Here is a 3,307-nt window from a genome sequence, read left to right on the forward strand (position 1 = left end):
GCGCCGAGCTGGTCAGCGCCGCGGCCGCCGCCGTGGACCGGGGCGCCGGCGTCGCCGTGCTCACCGATCTCGGCAGCGCGGTGCTCACCGTGAAGGCGCTGATCGCGGAGGGCGACGAACTCCCCCACGACACACGCCTGGTGGACGCCCCGTTCGTCGAGGGCGCGGTGGCCGCGGTCGTCACGGCCTCCGCCGGGGCGGACCTCGACGCGGTGCAGGCCGCGGCCATGGAGGCGTACACGTACCGGAAGGTCTGACCGGGGCGGGACGCATCCGCCGCCGGGCAACCGCCGCCGGGCCCGGGCGTCGAGGGCCTGGGGGCGGATGCCGTCGGAGGGGGCCGTGCGCCGGTCCGGGAGGGGTCAGCCGCGGCGCACGAACCGGCCGGCCAGCCGTTCCCCGGTCGCGACGGCCGCCGCGTGGTCCTCGATGGGCTTCACCCGGGAGCCCTTGAAGACGATGTAGGTGACACCGGAGGCCACTCCGCCCGTACTCGGGTCGGGGTCGATGCCCAGGGCGTGTGCCGTGGCGTAGGAGGCCTCGCCGATGATCCCGCGCGGACCGGTGTCCCCGACCACGGCGTACCACACCCGGCCCCGGTAGACGACGGCGGCGACGGAACCCCCGTGGACGCCGCACGCCCGGTGGTTCCAGATGCGGCTCGGGGCCGGCACCACGATGTACGGGAGCCGTTCGGCGTTCAGGTAGCGGCCGTCGGACTGATGGAACGCGGTGGCCCTCGAGTAGACCGGGTCGGCACGGCGGTTGCACCGGACGGTGGGCTGCCCGTCGCAGTCGACGTCCATGTCGGCCTTCCAGAAGACGGCGTGGCGGGTGGCGCACACCCGGACGGACGCGGACGACCTCTCGTCGGTGCGGGAGCCACCGCGTGAGACGGGGACGCAGTGACGCACCCGCGCCAGCAGGTCGGCGGCGCGGACCCGCCCTTCGGTGCGCGCCGCCGGTCCGGAGTGGGAGCCGGTGGCGGCGGGGACGGGAAAGGTGCTGGCGGCGAGCAGGGCGGCGCCGGCCGCGGCCAGCGTCAGCGACTGGACACGCACGATGAGGAACCCTCTCATGGTGACGTTGACGGGCGCCCGGCCCGATCCGGTGTTGCCGGTCCGGTCGGCGGCCACGGCTGGAGCCCGGGCGGGCTAAGGCGTCTGACGTCCCGTCGCCCCTCGACAGGCGCCGGGGGCCTGAACCGGTGTCGGCCCAGGGCACCCCGGCCACCCGCGCCGGCGCGGGATCAGCGACGACAGCGTTCCGCGCCACAGGCACGAACACCCCTGCCCTCCAGGGGAGTTCGGCCAAGAGGAACCTCAGCATACGTAACTTTCGCGGATGGTCACCAATACGGCCGCCCTCTTGCTGCGTTCGCACTGGAGGAGCCATATTGGTCCGGACCTTTGCTGTCAGGGCCATCATGCCGTCCCCGGGGAGGCAGAGCCGTGCGACGCGTTGCCATTCCGCCATTCGTGATCTTTGGCGCGCTGCTGCTGGTGACGTCCTGCGGATGGGGCGGCGCGGACGACGGCGGGAGCGAGCGGCTGCCCGCCGTGCCGACGGGCGTCACCGCCACGGCCGGAAGCGCCACCAGCGTCCATGTCATGTGGAACACGGTGACGGACAGCCCGGGCGTCCGGGTCTACGAGGTCTATCGCGGCACCACGAAGGTCCGGGAAGTGCCCGGTTCGGAGCACATGGTGGACGTCACCAGGCTCAGGCCGTCCACCATGTATGTCTTCACCGTGCGGGCCCGGGACGACGAGGGACGTCTCGGCCCCAGCAGCCGGAAGGTGCGCGCCCGGACCCCGGCCGCCGTCGCGGCGGACGACTCGGCGCCCACCCGGCCGCGCGCCGCGGTGGGCCGCGCGGTCGGCAGCCGGGCGGTCCAGCTGTCCTGGGCCGCGTCGGCGGACGACCGGGCCGTCGTCTCGTACGACGTCTACCAGGGCGGGACGAAGATCCACAGCGTGGGAGGCGGCCAGACCGCGACGGTGGTCACCGGGCTGCGCCCCGGAACCCGTTACACGTTCACCGTCCGGGCCCGTGACGCGGCAGGGAACCTCTCACCGGCGAGTGCCCCGGTACGTCTTGGCACTCCGGGCACCGACGACGGCAGGGGCACCGCACCCACCGGCTTCCGGGCTTCGACCCACCGGGCCGGCGGGGCGTACTACATCGACCTGTCCTGGGTTCCGCCGCGCGCGGACGGGGTGGTGACCGAGTACCAGATCCAGCTCGACGGCAGTCCGGCCACGTCCCTCGTCTGGGGTGGCACGCCGCCGCGCGGCAGGGCAACCTACAGCTTCTACACGGGGCGGGACACCGGGGACCTCCACCGGGTGCGGATCCGGGCCAGGCTGCCCGACGGCACCTGGGGCGGGTTCTCGGCGGAGCGGACGGTGACGACGGGTTCCTGACGGCGGGAGCGGAGCGGTGGTCACTCCCCCGCCTGCACAGTTCCGCCCGTCCCGCCCGCCCGGCTTTCCCCGCTTCCGCCGGAAGCGGGAAACCGTCACCCGCCCGGGGGACGTCCGCATGCGGGCGGCACCCGCGGCACGTTGGCTGCCCCTGAGGCAGCACGGGCGTTTCCCGACCCTCGGCGGCGCATGGGACGTTCCGCCAACCGTGCCGCTGGAGGGCAGCCCAATGCGCACTACTCGACTCCTCCTCCGCTCCGGCCCGGCACTGGCGGCCGCCGCCGCGCTTCCGGCCGCGCTCGCCGGGCCGTCCGCCGCGGTCTCGGGGATCTCCGTGAGCACCAGCGGGTCCACCGTCTCGGTCACCACCAGCGCCTGCGCCCTGAACAACGGCAGCTGGGGCAACGCGTCCCTGCTCGGCAGCAACCAGGCGAACTTCGCCCAGGGCCGTCAGGCCGCGCTCGCGGGTACGTCCATCAGCCAGTCGGCCGCCTGGTCGAACGTCGGCCCCGGGACGTACACCGTGGTGGTCGTCTGCTCGAACGGCGGCACGGCGGGCAGTCAGTCCGTCATCGTGACACCCGTGACCGGCGTGGCCCCCGCGGCCCCCGTGACCACTCCGACGACCTCGTCGACGTCCTCGTCCCCGCCGACCCGTGGCGTACTGGGCGGTCTGGGCGGCGCCGCCCGGGACTACGGCCCGCTCACGATCGGCGTGGGCGCGGCCCTCGTGGGAACCGCCGTCATCGCCACGGGCTGGTATCTGCGCCGCCGCTCGAAGCCGTACCGGCTCTGAGCACGCCGAACCCCGCGGTGACGGCGGCCCGGGGAGCCGTGCGGCCGGGCAGTCGGCCCCCGCCCCCCGAGACCCCGCCCCCCCC

At 74.5% G+C, this 3,307-nt stretch carries 3 protein-coding genes and 1 pseudogene; 3 read left to right on the forward strand and 1 reads right to left on the reverse strand.

The window, feature by feature from the left end; genetic code table 11:
• Positions 1-257: pseudogene (locus ACFW2E_RS43980) on the forward strand (PTS fructose transporter subunit IIA); the annotation flags it as partial.
• 105 nt (positions 258-362) lie between these two features.
• Here the strand turns inward: ACFW2E_RS43980 and ACFW2E_RS43985 are convergent.
• On the reverse strand, positions 363-1,061 hold the full coding sequence (locus ACFW2E_RS43985; RefSeq protein ID WP_384476934.1) for a glycoside hydrolase family 75 protein: 699 nt from the start codon (positions 1,059-1,061) through the stop codon (positions 363-365).
• 420 nt (positions 1,062-1,481) lie between these two features.
• Between ACFW2E_RS43985 and ACFW2E_RS43990 the strand changes: the two genes are divergently transcribed.
• Both ACFW2E_RS43990 and ACFW2E_RS43995 read left to right on the forward strand, forming a co-directional pair.
• Positions 1,482-2,426 (forward strand): fibronectin type III domain-containing protein, encoded by a 945-nt coding sequence (locus ACFW2E_RS43990; RefSeq protein ID WP_384476936.1) that lies wholly within the window; start codon positions 1,482-1,484, stop codon positions 2,424-2,426.
• A 229-nt stretch (positions 2,427-2,655) separates the two neighbouring features.
• Positions 2,656-3,222: a hypothetical protein gene (locus ACFW2E_RS43995; protein ID WP_384476931.1), complete on the forward strand. Its 567-nt coding sequence runs from the start codon at positions 2,656-2,658 to the stop codon at positions 3,220-3,222.
• Positions 3,223-3,307: the final 85 nt, after the last annotated feature.

Origin of the sequence: Streptomyces sp. NPDC058964, assembly GCF_042741275.1 — a bacterium.
Lineage (GTDB): Bacteria > Actinomycetota > Actinomycetes > Streptomycetales > Streptomycetaceae > Streptomyces.